This window comes from Moraxella sp. K02 (genome assembly GCF_041154755.1).
Lineage (GTDB): Bacteria > Pseudomonadota > Gammaproteobacteria > Pseudomonadales > Moraxellaceae > Faucicola.
Map to the genome: position 1 here is coordinate 1,569,122 of NZ_AP031590.1, position 19,093 is coordinate 1,588,214.

Annotated in this window: 18 protein-coding genes; 13 read left to right on the forward strand and 5 right to left on the reverse strand. The window is 43.7% G+C overall.

Annotation, left to right across the window (positions count from 1 at the left end):
- Positions 1 to 97 precede the first annotated feature (97 nt).
- Entirely contained in the window at positions 98 to 1,117 is a 1,020-nt protein-coding gene (gene prmB, locus ACAM39_RS07005) for a 50S ribosomal protein L3 N(5)-glutamine methyltransferase (RefSeq protein ID WP_472828275.1), read from the reverse strand.
- 685 nt (positions 1,118 to 1,802) lie between these two features.
- On the opposite strand from prmB, the gene ACAM39_RS07010 reads away from it, so the two are divergent.
- Positions 1,803 to 3,275 (forward strand): L,D-transpeptidase family protein, encoded by a 1,473-nt coding sequence (locus tag ACAM39_RS07010; RefSeq protein WP_369627144.1) that lies wholly within the window; start codon positions 1,803 to 1,805, stop codon positions 3,273 to 3,275.
- Between the two features lie 138 nt (positions 3,276 to 3,413).
- Here the strand turns inward: ACAM39_RS07010 and ACAM39_RS07015 are convergent, their stop codons facing one another.
- Positions 3,414 to 3,635 carry a hypothetical protein gene (locus tag ACAM39_RS07015; protein ID WP_369627145.1) on the reverse strand — a complete coding sequence of 74 codons (222 nt, stop codon included), beginning with the start codon at positions 3,633 to 3,635 and terminating at the stop codon, positions 3,414 to 3,416.
- Between the two features lie 437 nt (positions 3,636 to 4,072).
- Between ACAM39_RS07015 and ACAM39_RS07020 the strand changes: the two genes are divergently transcribed.
- From ACAM39_RS07020 to yaaA, 8 genes are all read left to right on the forward strand, one after another.
- Complete coding sequence (locus ACAM39_RS07020) at positions 4,073 to 4,525, forward strand: hypothetical protein (RefSeq protein WP_369627146.1); 453 nt, start codon at positions 4,073 to 4,075, stop codon at positions 4,523 to 4,525.
- 145 nt (positions 4,526 to 4,670) lie between these two features.
- On the forward strand, positions 4,671 to 5,099 hold the full coding sequence (rpsF, locus tag ACAM39_RS07025) for a 30S ribosomal protein S6 (RefSeq protein WP_100270219.1): 429 nt from the start codon (positions 4,671 to 4,673) through the stop codon (positions 5,097 to 5,099).
- A gap of 15 nt (positions 5,100 to 5,114) precedes the next feature.
- Positions 5,115 to 5,342: a 30S ribosomal protein S18 gene (gene rpsR, locus ACAM39_RS07030; protein ID WP_036594162.1), complete on the forward strand. Its 228-nt coding sequence runs from the start codon at positions 5,115 to 5,117 to the stop codon at positions 5,340 to 5,342.
- 15 nt (positions 5,343 to 5,357) lie between these two features.
- Positions 5,358 to 5,816: a 50S ribosomal protein L9 gene (gene rplI / locus ACAM39_RS07035; protein ID WP_160001454.1), complete on the forward strand. Its 459-nt coding sequence runs from the start codon at positions 5,358 to 5,360 to the stop codon at positions 5,814 to 5,816.
- 274 nt (positions 5,817 to 6,090) lie between these two features.
- Positions 6,091 to 7,512 carry a replicative DNA helicase gene (gene dnaB, locus ACAM39_RS07040; RefSeq protein ID WP_369627147.1) on the forward strand — a complete coding sequence of 474 codons (1,422 nt, stop codon included), beginning with the start codon at positions 6,091 to 6,093 and terminating at the stop codon, positions 7,510 to 7,512.
- Between the two features lie 27 nt (positions 7,513 to 7,539).
- Complete coding sequence (gene alr / locus ACAM39_RS07045) at positions 7,540 to 8,625, forward strand: alanine racemase (RefSeq protein WP_369627148.1); 1,086 nt, start codon at positions 7,540 to 7,542, stop codon at positions 8,623 to 8,625.
- 126 nt (positions 8,626 to 8,751) lie between these two features.
- Positions 8,752 to 9,672: an ornithine carbamoyltransferase gene (gene argF / locus ACAM39_RS07050; RefSeq protein ID WP_369627149.1), complete on the forward strand. Its 921-nt coding sequence runs from the start codon at positions 8,752 to 8,754 to the stop codon at positions 9,670 to 9,672.
- Positions 9,673 to 9,775: 103 nt separating this feature from the next.
- The gene (gene yaaA / locus ACAM39_RS07055; RefSeq protein WP_369627150.1) at positions 9,776 to 10,582 is read left to right on the forward strand and encodes a peroxide stress protein YaaA; all 807 of its coding nucleotides are present in this window, start codon (positions 9,776 to 9,778) and stop codon (positions 10,580 to 10,582) included.
- A gap of 228 nt (positions 10,583 to 10,810) precedes the next feature.
- On the opposite strand, the gene groL is transcribed toward yaaA, so the two are convergent.
- The gene (gene groL, locus ACAM39_RS07060; RefSeq protein ID WP_369627151.1) at positions 10,811 to 12,451 is read right to left on the reverse strand and encodes a chaperonin GroEL; all 1,641 of its coding nucleotides are present in this window, start codon (positions 12,449 to 12,451) and stop codon (positions 10,811 to 10,813) included.
- A gap of 156 nt (positions 12,452 to 12,607) precedes the next feature.
- Positions 12,608 to 12,901: a co-chaperone GroES gene (locus ACAM39_RS07065; RefSeq protein ID WP_201666394.1), complete on the reverse strand. Its 294-nt coding sequence runs from the start codon at positions 12,899 to 12,901 to the stop codon at positions 12,608 to 12,610.
- Between the two features lie 402 nt (positions 12,902 to 13,303).
- Between ACAM39_RS07065 and ACAM39_RS07070 the strand changes: the two genes are divergently transcribed.
- Positions 13,304 to 13,999: a DUF3108 domain-containing protein gene (locus ACAM39_RS07070; RefSeq protein ID WP_369627152.1), complete on the forward strand. Its 696-nt coding sequence runs from the start codon at positions 13,304 to 13,306 to the stop codon at positions 13,997 to 13,999.
- Positions 14,000 to 14,271: 272 nt separating this feature from the next.
- Entirely contained in the window at positions 14,272 to 15,675 is a 1,404-nt protein-coding gene (locus ACAM39_RS07075; protein WP_369627153.1) for an outer membrane protein transport protein, read from the forward strand.
- Between the two features lie 51 nt (positions 15,676 to 15,726).
- On the opposite strand, the gene ACAM39_RS07080 is transcribed toward ACAM39_RS07075, so the two are convergent.
- Positions 15,727 to 16,617 carry a LysR family transcriptional regulator gene (locus ACAM39_RS07080; protein ID WP_060994372.1) on the reverse strand — a complete coding sequence of 297 codons (891 nt, stop codon included), beginning with the start codon at positions 16,615 to 16,617 and terminating at the stop codon, positions 15,727 to 15,729.
- Between the two features lie 247 nt (positions 16,618 to 16,864).
- On the opposite strand from ACAM39_RS07080, the gene leuC reads away from it, so the two are divergent.
- Together leuC and leuD are read left to right on the forward strand one after the other, a co-directional pair.
- On the forward strand, positions 16,865 to 18,283 hold the full coding sequence (leuC, locus tag ACAM39_RS07085) for a 3-isopropylmalate dehydratase large subunit (protein WP_099808268.1): 1,419 nt from the start codon (positions 16,865 to 16,867) through the stop codon (positions 18,281 to 18,283).
- Between the two features lie 9 nt (positions 18,284 to 18,292).
- The gene (gene leuD, locus ACAM39_RS07090; protein ID WP_128679856.1) at positions 18,293 to 18,943 is read left to right on the forward strand and encodes a 3-isopropylmalate dehydratase small subunit; all 651 of its coding nucleotides are present in this window, start codon (positions 18,293 to 18,295) and stop codon (positions 18,941 to 18,943) included.
- The last annotated feature ends 150 nt before the right edge of the window (positions 18,944 to 19,093 follow it).

The window sequence follows — 19,093 nt, forward strand, 5'->3', positions numbered from 1 at the left end:
CCCTGTTCATATATTGCTTTTTTTAGCCATTATCTAACGTGTTCAAACAACAAGCCCAAACAACAAGTTAAAGACAGCAACCCCAAACAACTGCTTACTAAGAAGCACTCACATACTGCTCAAAATATGCCCGATTTTCCATTAATTCATCATAATCCATGGCAAAAACCCCATGTCCCCCATGCGCAAAGGTTAACCAATCAAACTGGATTTCAGGATAGGCTTGGCGCAGTGCCCATTCACTATCCCCCACCTCGCACACCAGCAAGCCGTCACGAGTTAGATAATCTGGGGCGTTGTATAAAATATGATGCACCAAATCCAAGCCATCTTGTCCCGCTGCCAACGCGTGGTCTGGCTCATGCAAGAACTCGGGTGGTAAATCTGCCATCGTTGCCGCATCGACATACGGCGGGTTGGTGACAATCAAATCATATTGATTTTCTGCAGGCACTTTTTCAAATAAGTTTGACTCAATCAAGTTGACCTGATGGTTCATGTGGTGATGTTCCACATTGACCGCTGCCACTTCTAGCGCGTTCTTGTCGATATCACTGGCATCGACCATTGCATCAGGGAAACGGCTTGCCAAGGCAATGGCAATACAGCCTGACCCTGTACACAAATCGAGCATACGCTCTGGCTGTGCTAACTGCTTATCATACAATCCGTGGTCATGAAATTTTTTTTCATTAGTAGTGCCACTGATTTTTTCAACCAAATCATTCGGCTCAAAATACGGATAAAACTGCTGACGAATCAGCTCAGCAATCGGCGAGCGTGGAATCAATACCCGCTCATCCACATAAAATGGCAAATCGCAAAAATAAGATAAATTAATTAAATAGCTCAAAGGTTTACGTTCTACGATACGGCGCTGCAATAATGTCAACACTTCTGATTTTTCGCTATTGGTCAGGCGGCAATCTAAAATTTGCTCATCGGCAGACCAATCAAGCGACAAGGTTTGTAGCACAATGGCAGAAGCCTCAGCAAACTCATCTGTGGTACCTTGCGCGACTACTACATCGTGCTCCCGTAATTTACTGACCCCAAAACGGATAAAATCGCGAATCGTTTTTAGGGTTTGGTGGGCTTCAGCAAACTCTTGCTGCATGGTGTCAAAGATGTCATCTGACTCGGTTTCTTCATCCATATCAAGTGCTTGCAAATCGATTTGCAAGTCATCAAAATTTTGTGAATCTTGAGTTTGGTCAAAAGATGGCGTGTGAGAAACATTGGCTGATGCAAATGGCGATGATGACATAGTGGTTAACCTAAAAAATTTTGAATTAAAATTATAATATACTTTGATTTTTTTACAAATTATTTAACGAGCTAAAGTTATTTAACAAGCTAAAGCTTCGCAGATTTGTACAATTCAATTTTTCATCATCAATCTGTTCAATAAGCATGGTAAAAATAAATGTTGCTCGCAGGGTTAAATATTTTAAACACTTTTTTGCCTTAATCTTGCTATAAAAATACCGCTTGGTTAAAAAATTTTACCATTGTCTATCGCGCGATTTGTTAATGTTAGACTTAAAGCATGTAAATTCGCCTATGGGACAGTTTATTCATACAACAATTTAACTGTTTAGCTGTGGAAAAATTTAACTATGCAGCAAGGTTTCATGGCGCAAGGCTGTTAAACACCTTGGCAAACGCTACTTAGAATGGCATGCTGCCAACAAATGAGCCATTGCCCGAAAAGTTGTTTTTTATAGTATAATTGCTGCCAATTTATACTTTTATTATTGTCCCTTATTTTTATTTGTTATTGCCCATTATTGAGTCAATCTATGAAAAAATTTGTACTGTCTACCCTAGCTTGTCTGATTGCCAATCAAGCATTTGCAGCCACCAACACGGTCTCAGACACGACCACCGCCAAAACGGCACCCGCCACCAAAGCTGTGACCAAAAAAACGACCACGACTAAAACTGCCACCACGAAAGCGGCCAGCACCTCTACCGCAGCCGCGACTGCTAAAAAAACCACCAGTGATAGCAAAACGGCTAAAAAACCGCAACCCAAAACCGCAACCACTACTGCTAAAAAACCGCAACCAGCCAAGCCCGCAGCTAGCGTCACACAATCTACCACCATGCCGAAAGTCGCCTCGGCTACTGCGGTGACGGCGGCAAAACCAACGCCAGCAGCAACCGATATTCCTTTGACCGCAATCCCAGCCACTACCACGGCATTGGGCATTAAAGAAGATGCCACCCAAACAGGTATCGACAGTGACTATACCTCGGGGGCAGGTGTCGCAGGCGCGAGCTCTGAAGAGCTCAACAGTACCACGACGGCTGCGCCAACTTTTGACCCGACAACAGTGGGTAACAATAAAACAGCAACGACACCTGCCAGTTTTTCTAACCTAAATTTGTCTGACTATGCACAGCTAGTCAATAGCGCCGACTGGAAACCAGGTCAGAATGTTAATTCAGCAACGACCTTAAAACTTCAAGCCTTGTTAGATTGGAATCATGCTTCACCGGGTCCGATTGATGGCGGTTGGGGTATGAATGCCAAAAAAGCGCTCAAAAATTTCCAAGCCATGCACGGACTACCCCAAGATGGCCGTATGAGCGCGGAAGTTTGGCAACTGTTAAATGAAAAAATCACTGCCAATCAGCCTGTGTTGGTCGGTTATACCTTGACACAAGAAGACCTTAAAGGTCCGTATCAGCCAACACCGAGTGGTAGTGAAGCCAAATCTAAAATGAAAGGTCTATACTATCAAGACGTCCAAGAAATGCTGGCTGAACGTTTCCACATGGATATTCGCTATCTTAAAAAGCTTAATGGCGATAAAAAATTCACTGTGGGTGAAACCATCACTGTCTTTAACCCAGGCGCGCCACTCAATGAGAAAATCACCCATTTGGTTGCCAAAAAAGCGGACAATATCTTGTACGCTTATAACGGTGACAAGCTCATTGCCACTTATCCTACCACAGTCGGTAGTAGTGATACACCGTCTCCTACGGGTACCTTTAGTATTGTCAATCGTGTTAAAAACCCTTGGTACCGCGCCAGTAGCGGTGAAGGCAAAGATAAAAAAGTGTTTATGTTGCCGCCAGGACCCAACGGTCCAGTCGGTGTGGTATGGATGGGACTGAGTAAACCCTCATACGGCATTCATGGCTCGCCCGTTCCTGAAGGCATTAGCCGTCAAGCCTCGCACGGTTGTGTCCGGTTAACCAATTGGGATGTGCTTGAAGTGTATGCCAATGTTAATACAGGCACCAAGGTAGATTTACAGTAGCGGTTGAGCCACAGCGTTTAGCACCGTAGTCTAGCGTGAGTGCTATACACTTTTAACCTTATTAGCCATAAAAAAACCGCTTAGCTATTATTAGTTAAGCGGTTTTAGTGATTTTAGTTATTTATCTAGCGTACTTTGTTATCGCGCAACTGGGGTTACTGGGGTTTTGGCAGTAGTCAGTGTTTGCATTTTTTTGGCGACAATCCATGCAATTGGGATAGATAGGATTAAGCCAACAATCGCTGTGGCTATAATGTGTGGAATTTGGTCAAAACCAGTTATAAGCGCAATGGTCATTAAAACACCGATAGTCACACCAGAAGCGATTGTAAAAATTACGCTAAATAATTGCCAGTTCATAACAATTCCTTATCATTGTGTAATTAGATGTATTTGTTACGTATAGTTATAATCCAATCCCACACTCAAAACAAGGGAAAAAAAGATTAAACAAATGCAAAATCTAAAACAATTGGTTATCAATCCCACATTTTTAGTAAGGTTTAATTTGAATCAAATCTATCGAAAAATCCAAAAAACCCGCGTTTTTTTCCAACTAATGTCACTGAGGTTGAGGAATTTAATTGGCTTAGTCAACCTTGATGAAAAAAAATCCCACCCAGTTTTTTAGGTTTGATGGCACATTTTTTAGTAATTATTTTTAGTAACTATTTTTAGTAACTATGACCCAATAACATGACTTGGGTTAAAAATTTGGGTAAAAAAATTTTCTATAATCTGCTATGTTAGCGGTGTTTATCAATTGTTTGACACAGTAAAGGACAGGAGTATTTAACATGCACCAACAATTTTCTTTTTTCGCCGCTATTAGGCCATCAACAAAACGCCTAGCTACTAAACGCCTAAGAAGTGCCGCTGCAGTGATTGGTTCAGCCCTTGCTTTGGGCGGTTGCGCCGCTACCACAGGTACCGGTGTGATGGATGCTAATAGCACCATCGGCACTGCCAACAATGTCGGCATGGCGATATTTAAAGCCGCGGTAAATCAACAATGCCAAACTCAATTACAAAATAACCAATACTGGCGCCTGGGCAGTGTATTGATGACTTCCGAGAAGCAAGCACAGGTGGCGAGCAATGTCTGTGGCTGCGTCAGCGAAAAAGCCCCGCAGTCCGTCACCATTGTCGATTTGACCACAGCCGCAGTCGACCCGACCGCGCGCAATGTCATTGTGGCGCGGGCGGTATCGAATACCTTGCAGCAATGCGTGGGCGAATTTGTTAAGTAAATATTAACTTGCTACTGAGTGTGCGCTACTATATAATAGCGCACCTTGTTTATACCAATATAGTTAGATGATTCTAACTTAGGTGCATTCAATCTCCTTGCTGTTGACACGGGGTCAACGGCTGTTTAATCCGTGAGGAGTCTTTATGAGACATTATGAACTGGTATTATTGGTTCACCCAGACCAAAGCGACCAAGTGGTTGGCATGGTTGAGCGCTATATCAACTTAGTAAAAGAACAAGGTGGTGCTATCCATCGCCTAGAAGATTGGGGTCGTCGTCAGTTAGCTTACCCAATCAACAAAGTTCACAAAGCTCACTATGTGCTATTAAATATTGAAGCGGGTCAACAAACGCTTGATGAGCTTGAAGAATTATTCCGTTATAACGATGCTATCATCCGTAGCTTAGTTATCCGTCGTGACGAAGCGATTACTGAAGAATCACCATTAGCAAAAAGTGCTGAAGAAAAACGTGCTCGTAAAGCTTCACGCCGTAACGATACAGCTCAAGATGACTATCAATCAAATGATGATGAGTCAGAAGTTGATGCTGATGACAACAACGACGAATAATTAAGGAGACTAATCATGGCACGTTTTTATCGCCGCCGTAAATTTTGCCGTTTTACTGCTGAAGGCATTACCCATATCGATTATAAAGATATCGAAATCCTAAAACAGTATGTCACTGAAAGTGGCAAAATCGTACCAAGCCGTATCACTGGTACTTCAAACAAATATCAACGCCAATTGGCTGTAGCAATCAAACAAGCGCGTTATCTTGCGTTGGTTCCTTACACTGACAGCCAAAAATAAACCGAGGAGTGATATATGCAAGTTATTTTATTACAACGTATCGCTAACCTAGGTAAACTAGGCGATACTGTTAATGTAAAAGCAGGTTACGGTCGTAACTTCCTTATACCACAAGGTAAAGCATTACCAGCCACTGCTTCTAACATCGAAAAATTTGAAGCACGCCGTGCAGAACTTGAAAAAGTAGAAGCTGATGAATTAGCCGCTGCTAATGCCCGTGCTGAAGCGCTACAAGACGTCAATGTTATCATCCGTGCAAAATCAGGTGATGAAGGCAAACTATTTGGTTCTATTGGTACTCGCGATATCGCCGATGCCTTAACCAAATCTGGTTTACCTGTTGACCGTTCAGAAGTTAAATTGCCTGAAGGTACATTACGTCAAATTGGCGAATACAATGTTGATATCCAATTACATCACGATGTAATGATCAACATCCAAGTCACTATCTTGGCAGAAGATTCAGCTGCTTAATTGATAGTTTACTTTAAAAAAGAGATGGCTTTGCTGTCTCTTTTTTTTATTGTTTGCGGCGTAAAAATTCAACAAAAAAGCCTAAAATTCAAGCTGATTTCATTCAAAAAAATTGCCGTTTTTTTATATTTTTCTCATTAGAATTTGGATGGTTTTTTCGGTATATTGTCTGTTCTATTTCGATGCGTGTGTTAGACTCACGAGTTGTAACCGATAACATTTAGCAAACTTTTGCCCTTTCAAACTATTTAAAATAACTTTATCACAGGTCATCATGGCAGACGATAAAACCAAAGACAACGATCTTAAGACTACTTCGCTGACCCAGCACCCACCGCACAGTATGGACTTAGAAAAGTCCGTCCTAGCGTCGCTGATGAGCCTTGAAGAGTCGTTTGATCGCATCTCAGATATTATTACCAAATATGATTTTTATGCACAGCGCCATCAATATATTTTTGATGCCATCTCTCATCTTGCCAATGCCAATGAGCCGTATGATGCCACCATGGTGATGGACTGGCTCGATATGCAAAAACTGCTTGAGTCTGCGGGGGGTAGCGATTATCTAGGCGATATCCTATCACAAAGCCCAGCGACGCTGTTTAACTTGACTGCTTATGCGCAGCGGGTCAGAGAATTCTCGACCTTACGCCAAATCATCAAAGCAGGCAGTCATATGCTAGAGCTTGCCTTTGACCCAAAAAATCAAAGTGTAAGTGATATTTTAGACACCGTTGAAAGCGAAATTTTTGCCATCAATGAAACCCATAGCCGCCAGTCAAAACACAAGGGTCCTACCCAACTAAGCGATGTTATTACCAATGTCGTCAACAATATCCAAGAACTTAAAGACCATCCTGAAGGCATGATTGGGCTTAAGACCCCGTTTGAAGAACTCAATAACAAAACCCAAGGGCTACAAGCAGGCGATCTCATTATCGTGGCAGCGCGTCCTTCGATGGGTAAAACCACGTTTGCGATGAATTTGGCAGAGAGTATTTTATTTCATACCGATTTACCCGTAGTGGTGTTTTCGATGGAAATGCCTGCCGAGTCAATTGTGATGCGTCTATTGTCCTCTTGGGGGGCTATCAACCAAACCCATTTGCGCTCAGGTCAAATGAACGAAGATGAATGGGGTAAACTTTCCAATGCCATCGCTCATCTGCATGCTAAAAAATTGTACATCGATGACAGTACTGCGCTACCGCCATCTGAGGTTCGTTCTCGCTGTCGCCGTATTGCCAAAGACAACGATGGCAAACTTGGGATGGTAATGGTCGACTATCTACAACTGATGAAAGTACCAGGCTTAGGCGACAACCGCGTGGGTGAGATTTCGGAGATTTCACGAAGCTTAAAAGCGCTGGCTCGTGAGATGAATTGCCCGGTGGTCGCTTTATCACAGCTCAATCGAAGTTTGGAGAATCGCCCCAACAAACGCCCGATTATGTCGGACTTACGCGAATCGGGTGCCATTGAGCAGGATGCCGATTTGATTATGTTCATTTATCGGGATGAGGTTTATAATGAAAACAGCGATGCTAAAGGCACAGCTGAGATCATTATCGGTAAACAGCGTAATGGACCTATTGGGACAGTGCGCCTATCCTTTGAAGGGCAATTTACCCGTTTTGGTAACTTAACCCCTGAATTTTACCAAACCGCTTCCTTTAGCGAACCTGATGAATAAAAATTTTACTGCAACAAGGTCAAGATTGTGCGTCAAACCAGCATCACCATCGATTTAGCAGCGCTTAGCCATAACCTACAACGCGTCAAAGATTATGCCCCGACCGCCAAGGTATTAGCCATGGTCAAAGCCAATGCCTACGGGCATGGCGCCGTCAACTGTTTACCCGCCGTAGCACAAGCCGATGCCTTAGGTGTCGCTTGTTTGCAAGAAGCAATAGAACTGCAACAGGCTGGCTGGGAAAAATTAATGGTAGTGATTGAAGGCGCGTTTTCGTTAGCAGAATGGCAATATTGTACAGCGCATCAAATCCAATGCGTGGTACATCACCAACGCCAATTAGACTGGGCGTTGCAGCAGCCTGCAAAAACCGGCGCAACCGTCTGGTTAAAACTAAACACTGGCATGAACCGCCTTGGCTTTACATCGGGTGAAATCAGGGAAATTGCCCAGCAATTAACTAGGTCAGGCTACGAGATTGTTTTGACCACCCATTTTGCCAACGCTGACGTCATCGATCATCCCAATAACCAACAACAATTTGAGTTATTTGATTCAACCTTACAAATGCTACGTGACCAAGTAAGCCCAACGATTAAAGGCTCTTTGTGTAATTCAGCAGGGATTGTCAACTGGTCAGACCGCCATTATGATTGGGTGCGCCCAGGCATTATCTTGTATGGGGCAACGCCTGTAAACCATGCCACTGCCAAACAGCTAAACCTACAACCTGTCATGCATTTTAACGCCAATATCATGGCAATTCATACGCTAAAAGCGGGCGATAGCGTGGGTTATGGTAGTCGCTGGACTGCCCAAGCCCCAGCGCGCATCGGCATTGTCAGTGTGGGTTATGCTGATGGTTATCCAAGGGTGATTAGCGATGATGCGTATGTCGTCGTCGCAGGTCAACAGGCGCCTATCATCGGTCGCGTGGCGATGGATATGTTGATGGTTGATTTGACCCATACTACCGAGGTAAACCTTGACTGCCCTGTCCAACTTTGGGGTAACGCACCGACCATTGATGAAGTGGGTAGCTGGAATGATACCATTAGCTATGAGCTGTTAAGTGTGGTCACCCAGCGTCCAACATGGATTTATCAGTCGTAACTGTTAATTACTTTACTGAGGTTAAAGTCAGACAAATACGTCAATTTGCTAGACAGTTTGGATAAATCCGCTATACTGATAGTTTATTGTAATGTTTATTGACAAAATTGGGATGTAGGACAGGCAATGAGTACCCGCCATTTTTTGACGTTATTGGATTTTAGCAAAGAAGAATTAATGCAAGTGATTAAACGCGGCAGTGAACTGCGTTTGATGCAGCATGAAGGGGTTATTTATCAGCCTTTTGTCGGTCGTACCTTGGGGATGATTTTTGAAAAATCGAGCACCCGTACCCGTATTTCGTTTGAAACAGGGATGGGACAATTTGGCGGTCATGCCATATTTCTATCACCTCGTGATACCCAGCTTGGTCGTGGCGAACCGATTGAAGATTCAGCACGTGTCATCTCACGCATGGTCGATATCGTCATGATTCGCACCTTTGAACACAGTATTGTTGAAAAATTCGCCCAGTATTCGCAAGTGCCTGTTATCAATGCGCTCACTGACGAGCAGCATCCTTGTCAGCTACTAGCCGATATCCAAACCTTTATGGAACACCGTGGCAGCATCGAAGGCAAAACGGTGACTTGGATTGGAGATGGCAACAATATGTGCGCTTCTTTTATCCATGCCGCGCATCAATTTGGCTTTCAACTGCGGGTTTCCGCCCCTTATGGATTTGAACCCAATGCCGACCTCATCAAACAGTATTCGCACTGTGTCGAGCTGGTCGAAGATGTTAATGAGGCGGTCAAAGGCTCGCATTTGGTTGCCACCGATGTATGGGCAAGTATGGGACAAGAAAGCGAGCAAAATACTCGTGCGCGGCGATTTGCCCAGTATATGGTGACCCGCTCATTACTGGATAAAGCCGATCCAGAGGTCTTGTTTATGCATTGTCTGCCTGCCCACCGCGGGGAAGAAATCTCCTATGATTTGCTAGAGGATCCGCGTGCTGTGGTATGGGATGAGGCAGAAAATCGCCTACATGCGCAAAAAGCGCTGATGGAATTTTTACTTAAAGATAAAATCAAACTCGCCTAATCTATTGAGCCTGGGCGTTATCTTTGCGCCCTGCGCTGCCATTATCATTATCATTATCTTAACCGCTCTAGTTGTTAACCGATAAAGCAAACGGAACATAGCCATGTACTTTGTGCTCTCGCCTGCCAAAAATTTGAATGAAAAAAATGATTTACCTTTCGATTTTAGTCAACATTACACCCAGCCTGCTTTGATGGCGCACGCTTGCGAATTGATGAGTGAATTAAAAACACTAGCGCCAACCGATTTGTCGGCGTTGATGAGTATCTCAGGTAAACTTGGGCAATTAAATGCGGTGCGCAACCAAAATTGGCGATGGGATACTACCCAGCCATTTAGCACCGATCATGCTGACATACCTGCTAAAGCGGCGCTGTATTTATTTGATGGCGATGTCTATACAGGTTTGGCAGCGCAGCAAATGACTGAGCAACAAGTCCATTATGTCAATGAGCGATTAGGAATATTGTCTGGGTTGTACGGCTTGTTAAAACCGCTTGATTTGATGCTACCCTATCGCTTGGAAATGGGCACAAAACTAAAAAATCCCAAAGGCGAGAATTTGTATCAATTTTGGGGCGATACAATTGCCGATTTAATCAATCAACGCATGGCAGAAAATAAACACAAAGTTTTGGTAAACTTGGCTTCCAACGAATACTTCAAGTCGGTCAATCCCAAAAAAATCAACGCAGAAATTATCACACCCCGTTTTGAAGACGGCAAAGATGGCGTATATAAGGTGGTAAGCTTCTATGCTAAAAAGGCACGCGGGTTGATGGTGCGTTTTGCGGCTGAAAATCAGCTGACAACCGCGCAACAGCTAAAAGACTTTAACTTGGAAGGCTATCAGTTTGTTGAAAATGCCTCAAGCACAACCGAATATGTTTTTAGACGGGATAATGATTAACTGCGCCGCCATTTAACGCAAAATATCCGCCCATAAATCCCCACTCACACTATCTTTTAACACAGTTTCATTGAATACACCGATGATGTTGGCTTGTGGTAGTAAAGCGGTCGGTAGTTTCCATCGTCATAGTTGTGATAATTTCCCTAATTAAAAAACCCTATTAAACTGAAGTTTAATAGGGTTTTGATTTTAGCTAAATGGCTTGAATGGGATATAATCTTTCGATTACATCATGCCGCCCATACCACCCATGCCGCCCATACCACCCATGGCAGCAGCGCCAGCGTCGTCTTTTGGCAAGTCAGTAATCATTGCTTCTGTGGTAAGCATCAAGCCTGCGACAGACGCCGCGTTTTCAAGCGCTGAGCGAGTGACTTTGGCTGGGTCTAAGATACCCATTTCTAGCATATCGCCGTATTCCCCAGTCGCTGCGTTATAACCGTAGTTACCTTGACCGCCTTTGACTTGGTTTACCACCACAGAGGCTTCATCACCTGCGTTGCTGACGATTTGACGAAGTGGTGCTTCCATCGCACGGCGTAGAATGTTGATACCAGCGGCTTGGTCGTCATTGTCACCTTTGACATTGTCAAGCGCAGCGATAGCACGAACCAATGCCACACCACCACCTGCTACCACGCCTTCTTCGACAGCAGCACGAGTTGCATGCAAGGCATCATCCACACGGTCTTTTTTCTCTTTCATTTCAGTTTCAGTCGCCGCACCGACTTTGATAACTGCCACACCACCTGCGAGTTTGGCAATACGCTCTTGTAGCTTTTCTTTGTCGTAATCAGAGGTTGATTCTTCCACTTGGCGACGGATAGAGGCAACACGGTCATCGATTTCAGTTTTTTGACCTGCACCATCGACAATCACGGTGTTTTCTTTACCAACCGTCACTTTTTTGGCAGTACCTAATACTGATAAATCCGCAGTTTCTAAGCTCATGCCCATTTCTTCTGATACAACCGTACCACCCGTTAAGATAGCGATATCTTGAAGCATCGCTTTACGACGGTCACCAAAACCAGGGGCTTTAACAGCACAGACTTTTAAACCGCCGCGCATGTTATTCACAACTAAAGTAGCCAAGGCTTCGTTTTCAACATCTTCAGCAATGATCAGTAAGGCTTTACCAGATTTCATCACGTTTTCAAGCAGTGGAATCAACTCACGGATGTTGCTGATTTTTTTGTCGACTAACAAGATTAATGGGTTTTCTAGTTCAGCGGTCAACGTATCTGCTTTATTGGCAAAGTATGGGCTGATATAGCCACGGTCAAACTGCATACCTTCAACAACTTCAAGGGTATCTTCAAAGCCTGAACCTTCTTCAACCGTGATTACACCTTCTTTACCCACTTTTTCCATCGCTTGCGCGATTAAATCACCGATAGTTTGGTCAGAGTTAGCTGAGATAGAGCCGACTTGCGCGATAGCTTTGGTGTCATTGGCTGGGGTTGAAAACGCGTGGATTTGTGCAACAACGGCACGCACACCTTTATCGATACCACGTTTTAAGTCCATTGGGTTCATGCCAGCGGCAACTGATTTCATGCCTTCTTGCAAAATCGCTTGGGCTAAAACAGTCGCTGTGGTAGTACCGTCACCTGCAACATCATTAGTTTTGCTTGCAACTTCACGAACGAGCTGTGCGCCCATGTTCTCGAATTTGTCATCAAGTTCGATTTCTTTAGCCACTGATACGCCATCTTTAGTGATGGTTGGTGCGCCAAAAGATTTGTCGATAACCACGTTACGACCTTTAGGGCCCAATGTTACTTTAACCGCATTTGCCAATACGTTGACGCCGTCAATCATTTTTGCACGGGCATCAATACCAAATTTTACATCTTTAGCCATGTTAAATTCTCCAAATTATAAATTTTTATTTGTATAAGGTAGTCCAAATTGCTACCAAGGTTGCTATCAATTACTTTACTAAGTACTTAACCAGTTAGATTAAGACTGGGTAAATTAGCTTTTAGGTAAAAAACGATTGTTTAGCGCAATGACTGATTAACCTTCAATCACACCTAATACATCACTTTCTTTCATAATCAATAATTCTTCACCATCTACTTTAACTGTTGAGCCGGCATATTGACCAAATAGTACTTTGTCGCCAACTTTGACATCGAGCGCACGTACATCGCCGTTTTCACGGATTTGACCATTACCTACTGCAATGACTTCACCTTGAGAGGGTTTTTCTTGGGCAGCCCCTGCTAGTAATAAACCGCCAGCCGTTTTTTGTTCTTCTTCGCTGCGACGCACGACGATACGATCATGTAAAGGACGAATTGCCATAATCTACTCCATAAATTAACTGTTAAATTATTGTTTGAAAGCCTTAGTTAGCTTTGAAAGCTGTGATCAGCTCAGAGGTTAGCGCAAAAGACCACCGCTATTTTGCCGACCACAAAAAGATGATAACTATCTGTTTGCATAAATGATCCTATGCTTATCACAAGTTATCAATTCACTGTCTAACAGTGGGGATGTATGCCAATTTGTTCAAGCAGAAAATTACGAAATTTTGCAATTTGTTGTCAATTTTTTAACCCCTTCACCCAAATACCTCATAAAGACTGCCGTTTATTGCACAATCACAATCTTTTGTTAACTGGCTTGTATTTATTGGGCGTCAATACTACTGTATGCATACCAAATAGATTTAACCTTATCTTATGAACGTTATTTGATGGATGAAACATGACAAATTCTTTAGTAAAAAAACTGTTATTAAGTACTTCACTCGTGTCAGCGCTGGCTATCACCTCTATGGCGAATGCGGCAGTTGCCCCTTTTAATGCAACCTATAATTTTAATATTGAAGGCAAATACAATGGTACCGCAAGCCGTGTATTGACCCAAACTGGCAATCAGTATTTTTATAATGTTAATGCAAGTGTCGGTAAATTAGCCAGTGCCAAGCAAACCGCCAATTTTGTCAATGCCAATGGCGCTATTCTGCCGGTGAGCGCGTTAACCCAATACAAAATTTTTGGGGCGGGTCGTACTACCACCTTGAACTTTAATAATGCAAAAAAACAACTGGTCACCAATTATAAAGGTCAAAATAAAGTTATTGCTTTGCCACAGCCTGCTTATGATGATTTGAGTTTAGAGATTCAAATTCGGGAAGATTTAAAAGCAGGCAAGTTCCGTGGTAACTATTACATGGCAGATCGCAATACCGTTGAAGCGGTGCCCTTCAAAAAATCTGCCATGACTCGCATTACCGTGCCAGCGGGTACTTTTGACGTGGTGCGTATCGATCGCGTGCATGATGACAAAGACCGTCAAACCAGCTTTTGGTTAGCCCCAAAACTTGATTATCTACCTGTTAAAGTCGTTCAAAACAATGATGGTAGAAAAATGGAAATGAATTTGGCTAGAGTAAATTAATACTTTGTCATGTTTTGACTCAAACACCGATTATATTAATCGGTGTTTTTTTATGTCTGTGTTATTGTAAATACTCTATTAATGACTTATGAGGTCAGAAATTGGCGCTATTTTTGTAAGCCATAAGTTGTCAAGGCGTAAGTTTTTAACTATTCTTTGTGGGTCCATTGGAAGGCCTCACTATCCTGTCTAAGTTTTTCATACTTTTTAGCAACCTTTAGCAAGCTCTCCAATTCGCACTATATCAATATCCATGTAAAAGGGAGTATTTCATGTCATTAAGATTGCAATCCTTAACACTCGCTATTGCCAGCATCTCATTTGCTAGCGCTGCCCAAGCCGCGGGGCTCGACCGCTCAACTCAGCCAAGTTGGGGGTTTACACAAGATGGCACTTTTGCTTACATCGAACGAATCACCATTGACCCATCGATTACTGGCAAAGACAATGCGGCCACCACCCCTTCGCCAACCACGTACGAAGAAGGTCGCGATATTAATAACATGGCGCTAAACTATGATTTTATCAATTATGGGGCAAAAGCAGACGTCAACGATAAAGTCAGTGTGGGTGTGTTTTTTGACCAGCCGTGGGGCGCGGATGTTGAGTTCACCGGCAATAACAACTTTGTTAATGGTACAGTCAGCGCGCAGCAGGTTGCTGGTGCAGGACAAGCGGCGCTAGCCGCCGCCACAGCTGCAAAAACCGCTGCTGCTGCTTATCAAGCAGATCCAACCAACCAAACACTCGCTTATAATGCGGCTACTGCGCTTAAAACCGCACAGCAAGCAGGGGCAGTCTACAATCTAGCTAGCAATATCGCTCAGCATCCCAACGAAGGAACCAACGTCTCTGTTGATAGTAAAAACTTCACGGGTTTGGTGGGGGTCAAATTTGGCGAAAAAAATAACTGGCAAGTGTATGGTGGGCCGGTATTACAAAAATTAGAAGGTGAGGTGCATTTACGCGGTACAGCCTACAATTCTACCCAAGGTTATGATGGTATCTTTGCCCAATCGAATGGTTATGGTTGGATGGCAGGTTTAGCCTATAGCAAACCTGAGATTGCGCTTAAAGCGGCGTTGACTTATCGCTCTGACATTGATCATGACACCGTAGCGTATGAGTCCATGCCTGCAACTGGCGAATCAGGCAGTTATGACATGACCATCACTACCCCAAAATCCGTGAATATTGACTTTCAAACAGGTCTCAATCCAACCACCCTATTGACCGCAAAACTGCGCTGGGTACCGTGGAGTGATTTTTCAATCAAACCGCCTCTGTATAATGCAACGACCAAAAAAGCCACCGGCGCGGATTTTAAACCCCTATATCCCAATGGTTTAAACTTGATTGATTACTCAGATGATGGCTGGGCAGCAGAAGTGGGCTTGGGTAAAAAATTAAGTAATCAATGGGCGGTATCAGGCTCAGTGGGTTGGGATAGCGGCGCGGGTGATCCTACCACCACCTTAGGGCCTGTGGAAGGTCATTGGAATGTGGGTCTAGGCGCCAAGTACAATGTTACACCCGAAGTCGCCGTGTCGGCAGGCGTGAAATACTTGATGTTTGGCGATGCCAAATCAAAAATCCCCAATGGCGACTTAGTGGGTGATTTCCAAAACAACGATGCTTGGATTTATGGGCTGCGTTTAACTTATCAGAAGAAGTAAATCTCATAAAAAAAGCCTATCACATCGATAGGCTTTTTTTATTTTGACCTATTAATCGCGATGTTTACCATCCATCTCTAATCCTAACATGTCAAGTAAGGCTGCCATACTTGCAGATACTGTGATATTGGGGTTAGTAACCAATCCCAAATAGCGTTGCAACTCAACGGGGGTATCCATATTAATCGGCTGTAAATCTTGATTGACTAATGTTTGCGGTAACACCGACCAGCCTAGCCCAACCGATACTAACATACGAATCGATTCTAGCGGATTGGTGCTCATCGTGGCATACGGTTTTAAGTTATATTTGGCAAATTCAGCTAAAGTGATTTGGCTGGTAAAGGTATTGGCAGCGGGTAGAATCGCTGGATAGTTGGCCAATTGTTCAAGCGTCACGTTCATTTTATGCGCCAGTGGCGATAAAATGCCGGTCACAAAATGCAGCGGATCTGACCATAGCATATGATAATTTAGACGTTTATCATACACAGGGGGTAGCGTTAAAAAAGCCAATGACAAGTCGCCATCAAGGACTGCTTTATGCGCTTGCTCAGAATCGACAAAATGCACTTCAAGCTGTACCGCAGGATAGCTTTGGATAAATTGTTTGAGGACAGCTGGCAGATGATGTAAGCCAATATGATGACTGGTACCAATAATCAGTTTGCCTGACACCGTTTGCTGGCGGTTTTTAAGATTAATTTTTAGATTGTCGTAATCATCTAGCCAGCGTTTGGCATGGGGAATCAAGTCATGTGCCGCTTGGGTTGGGATAATACCACGACCCACGGTATCAAAAAGGGTGACATCAAATTCGTCTTCTAAGTTTTTGATACGCTTACTTACTGCAGGCTGTGTAATAAATAGTTTATCAGCCGCCTGCGAGATACTACCTGTTTGCATAACCGCTAAAAAAGTATTTAAATTTGTGGTATTCATCTTTCCCCCAAAACTAAAACCCTACCATTTGATATAAATAAAAGTTTTATTCTTTAAAAAATACATTAAATAAGATTATAAGACAACGTATAGACAAATACAATTTATTTAATCGCTCAATACATTCCTAAAATTTTTATAAAATATAAAAATCATCAATTAAAATTATCATTTTTCTTTGTTATAATGGCGTTATTGTTTACCCGATTACTACCCCCTTTTATAAAAAAACCATAGGATATGTGTCATGGCAGCGCAAACGCTTTATGATAAACTTTGGCAAGACCATTTAGTCAATCAACGAGACGACGGTTCGAGTCTTATCTATATCGACCGTCATTTATTACACGAAGTCACAAGCCCACAAGCATTTGAAGGCTTGTCATTGGCAAATCGTGACCCTTGGCGTTTGTCAGCAAACGTCGCCACCCCTGACCATAATGTCCCGACGGTGGCAAGCGAACGTAAAGAAGGGGTGGCAGGCATTAAAGATGATGTCTCTCGCTTGCAAGTAGCCACACTCGATGAAAACTGTGCCAAATTTAACATCACTGAATTTACCATCAATGACGTGCGCCAAGGCATTGTGCATGTGGTAGGCCCAGAACAAGGTTTAGTGTTACCTGGGATGACGGTGGTGTGTGGCGACTCACATACCGCAACGCATGGTGCGTTAGGCTGTCTTGCCCACGGCATCGGTACCAGTGAAGTTGAGCATGTATTGGCAACACAGTGCCTTGTGCAAACCAAGATGAAAAATATGCTCATCAAAGTCGATGGCAAATTGGGTGAAGGTGTCACGCCAAAAGACGTGGTACTAGCGATTATTGCAAAAATCGGCACCGCGGGTGGCACAGGTTACGCCATTGAATTTGCAGGCGATGTGTTCCGTGACATGAGCATGGAAGGACGTATGACCGTGTGTAACATGGCGATTGAAGCGGGCGCGCGCGTTGGTATGGTGGCAGTTGATGACACCACCATTGAATACGTCAAAGGTCGTCCCTATGCGCCTACGGGTGAAATGTGGGATAAAGCCGTGGCTTACTGGCAAACCCTACACTCAGATGCCGATGCCGTGTTTGATACCGTCATTGAAATGGCAGGCGCGGACATCGCACCCCAAGTATCTTGGGGCACCTCCCCTGAGATGGTGGTGGATATCAGCGCACACGTCCCTACCCTAGATGCCGCAAAAGATGACGTACAGAAAGAGGCTTGGACACGTGCCTATGAGTATATGGGTTTGACCGCAGGCCAACCTGTCACTGACATCAAAGTCGATCGGGTGTTTATCGGCTCTTGTACCAATTCACGTATTGAAGATATTCGCGCAGCAGCGGCGGTTATCAAAGGTCGTAGAGTCGCAGATAGCGTCAAAGAAGCGATTGTGGTAGCCGGTTCTGGGTTAGTTAAACAACAAGCAGAAAGCGAAGGGCTGGATAAAATCTTTACCGCAGCGGGTTTTGAATGGCGGGAGCCAGGCTGCTCGATGTGCCTCGCCATGAACGCGGATAAATTGCAGCCAAAAGAACATTGCGCCAGTACCTCGAATCGTAACTTTGAAGGTCGTCAAGGCAATGGCGGACGCACCCATTTGGTCAGCCCTGCCATGGCAGCTGCCGCGGCATTAGCCGGTCATTTTGTTGACGTGAGAAATTATTAAGGTAGAACTATGAAAAAATATACCCTTGAGCAAGGCATTGTCTGCCCACTAGACCGCTCAAACGTGGACACTGACCAAATCATTCCAAAACAGTTTTTGAAATCTATCAAACGTACAGGATTTGGTGCCAATCTATTTGATGAATGGCGTTATTTGGACGAAGGCTATCCTGGTCAAGACAATAGCGAACGCCCCATTAATCCTGATTTTATTTTGAATCAGCCCCGTTATCAAGGTGCTAACATTTTGCTTGCGCGTAAAAACTTTGGCTGTGGTTCAAGCCGTGAGCATGCCCCTTGGGCGCTTGAAGAATACGGTTTTCGCACGGTGATTGCGCCCAGTTTTGCCGATATTTTCTACAATAACTGCTTTAAAAATGGCATGTTGCCAGTGATTTTAAGTGAAGATGCGGTCAGTGAATTGTTTGCCGAATGTTTTGCCCAAGATGGCTATCAATTAACCGTGGATTTAGAAAAACAGCAAGTGATTTCACCCTCAGGTAAAAGCTATGCATTTGACGTCGATGAATTCCGTAAGCACTGTCTGCTCAACGGTTTAGACGATATTGGTCTGACATTGCAGCAAGCTGATAGCATCAAAGCGTATGAAGAGAACGCCAAACAATCACGCCCTTGGGTATTTGGCACAGGCGCGGCTTAAAGTGCTGCTTGCTTAGGTAAATGTCTACTGTTAGTAGCGTTTCATCATTGATAATTTATTATTGAGAGCTTATCCATCATGTATCCCAACCTGCGTACAAGCCGCGTATAAAAAAGGCATTTTTTGACAAAGGCATTTTTTGACAAAGGC

What these genes read in the sequence shown, in the direction of transcription:
- yaaA (WP_369627150.1), top strand. Translation starts at nt 9,776, where the DNA reads ATGTACTTTGTGCTCTCGCCTGCCAAAAATTTGAATGAAAAAAATGAT.
- argF (WP_369627149.1), top strand. Translation starts at nt 8,752, where the DNA reads ATGAGTACCCGCCATTTTTTGACGTTATTGGATTTTAGCAAAGAAGAA.
- ACAM39_RS07015 (WP_369627145.1), bottom strand. Translation starts at nt 3,635, where the DNA reads ATGAACTGGCAATTATTTAGCGTAATTTTTACAATCGCTTCTGGTGTG.
- groL (WP_369627151.1), bottom strand. Translation starts at nt 12,451, where the DNA reads ATGGCTAAAGATGTAAAATTTGGTATTGATGCCCGTGCAAAAATGATT.
- ACAM39_RS07075 (WP_369627153.1), top strand. Translation starts at nt 14,272, where the DNA reads ATGTCATTAAGATTGCAATCCTTAACACTCGCTATTGCCAGCATCTCA.
- ACAM39_RS07020 (WP_369627146.1), top strand. Translation starts at nt 4,073, where the DNA reads ATGCACCAACAATTTTCTTTTTTCGCCGCTATTAGGCCATCAACAAAA.
- prmB (WP_472828275.1), bottom strand. Translation starts at nt 1,117, where the DNA reads ATGCAGCAAGAGTTTGCTGAAGCCCACCAAACCCTAAAAACGATTCGC.
- rpsR (WP_036594162.1), top strand. Translation starts at nt 5,115, where the DNA reads ATGGCACGTTTTTATCGCCGCCGTAAATTTTGCCGTTTTACTGCTGAA.
- leuC (WP_099808268.1), top strand. Translation starts at nt 16,865, where the DNA reads ATGGCAGCGCAAACGCTTTATGATAAACTTTGGCAAGACCATTTAGTC.
- rplI (WP_160001454.1), top strand. Translation starts at nt 5,358, where the DNA reads ATGCAAGTTATTTTATTACAACGTATCGCTAACCTAGGTAAACTAGGC.
- leuD (WP_128679856.1), top strand. Translation starts at nt 18,293, where the DNA reads ATGAAAAAATATACCCTTGAGCAAGGCATTGTCTGCCCACTAGACCGC.
- ACAM39_RS07080 (WP_060994372.1), bottom strand. Translation starts at nt 16,617, where the DNA reads ATGAATACCACAAATTTAAATACTTTTTTAGCGGTTATGCAAACAGGT.
- ACAM39_RS07070 (WP_369627152.1), top strand. Translation starts at nt 13,304, where the DNA reads ATGACAAATTCTTTAGTAAAAAAACTGTTATTAAGTACTTCACTCGTG.
- ACAM39_RS07010 (WP_369627144.1), top strand. Translation starts at nt 1,803, where the DNA reads ATGAAAAAATTTGTACTGTCTACCCTAGCTTGTCTGATTGCCAATCAA.
- dnaB (WP_369627147.1), top strand. Translation starts at nt 6,091, where the DNA reads ATGGCAGACGATAAAACCAAAGACAACGATCTTAAGACTACTTCGCTG.
- rpsF (WP_100270219.1), top strand. Translation starts at nt 4,671, where the DNA reads ATGAGACATTATGAACTGGTATTATTGGTTCACCCAGACCAAAGCGAC.